This is a genomic window from Streptomyces sp. S.PNR 29, assembly GCF_030386795.1.
Taxonomy (GTDB): Bacteria; Actinomycetota; Actinomycetes; order Streptomycetales; family Streptomycetaceae; genus Streptomyces.
Genome location: NZ_JANUQM010000042.1, coordinates 1 through 1,419, shown reverse-complemented (window position 1 = coordinate 1,419; position 1,419 = coordinate 1). Strand labels below are relative to the sequence as shown.

The 1,419-nt window shown below is 67.0% G+C and carries 1 protein-coding gene; it reads left to right on the top strand.

What is annotated here, in order from left to right:
• Positions 1-18 precede the first annotated feature (18 nt).
• Positions 19-1,419: amino acid adenylation domain-containing protein (locus tag NW895_RS41115; protein WP_289942370.1), on the top strand; the 1,401-nt coding region annotated here is incomplete at its 3' end.

Here is a 1,419-nt window from a genome sequence, read left to right as displayed (position 1 = left end):
GTGGAGCGTCGGCGGTTGGTGCATGACTGGAATGAGACGGCGCATGCCACGCCGTGTACCACGCCGTCTGCCCTGTTCCAGCAGCAGGCCGAGCGGCTACCGCAGGCCGAGGCGCTGGTGTACGAGGACACCACGCTCACCTACGCGCAGCTCAACGCCCGCGCCAACAAGCTCGCCCGGCTGCTGGCCGACCGCGGAGCCGGCCCCGAGCAGATCATCGGCCTCGTCATGCCCCGCTGCCCCGACCTCATCGTGGGACTCCTGTCCGTCCTCAAAACCGGCGCCGCATACCTGCCCATCGACCCCGAATACCCCGCCGACCGCATCAGCTACATGGTCAAGGACGCCGCCCCCCTGCTCACCCTCACCACCAGCGACCTCGACCACCTGCTCCCTGCCGGCCATGAACATCTGACCCTCGACGACACATCAGTATCGACACTGATCGACACACACAGCGACACCGACCCCCACAGCCCCCAGCCACTGCCCCAACACCCTGCCTACGTCATCTACACCTCCGGCACCACCGGACGCCCCAAGGGCGTCATCGTCACCCTCCGCAACCTGACCAACCTGCTCACCGCGATGCAGGAACACACCCAACTCACCACCACCGACCGGCTCCTGGCCGTCACCACCGTCGGCTTCGACATCGCCAACCTCGAAATCCTCGCCCCCTTGACCACCGGAGCGACCCTCCTCCTCAGCGACCGCGACGACACCCGCGACCCCCAAGCACTCACCTCCCTCATCCACCGGCACAAACCAACCCTGATGCAGGCCACCCCCTCACTGTGGCAAGAACTGAGCACCAACCCCGAAACCCTCCACGGCCTGCGCATCCTCGTCGGCGGCGAACAACTCCCCACCCCCCTCGCCCACCAACTCACCACCCACGCCGACCACGTCACCAACGTCTACGGACCCACCGAAACCACCATCTGGTCCACCGCCGCACCACTGACCAGCACCGACACCCCCCACATCGGCCGCCCCCTGCACAATACCCACACCTACATCCTCAACCAGCACCTACAACCCACCTCCACCGGCGTCCCCGGCGAGCTCTACATCGCCGGCCACGGCCTCGCCCGCGGCTACCTGGGCCGACCCGACCTCACCGCCGAACGCTTCATCGCCAACCCCTACGGCCCACCCGGCAGCCGCATGTACCGCACCGGCGACCTCGCCCACTGGACCACCGACGGCAACCTCCACTACCTCGGCCGCACCGACCACCAAGTCAAAATCCGCGGCTTCCGCATCGAACTCGGCGAAATCGAAACCGCACTCACCAACCACCCCACCGTCGCACAAGCAGCCGTCATCGTCCGCGAAGACCAGCCAGGAGACCAACGCATCGCCGCGTACGTGATCCCGGCCGCAGGTGCACAGATCTCCGCGGAGATCCTCCGG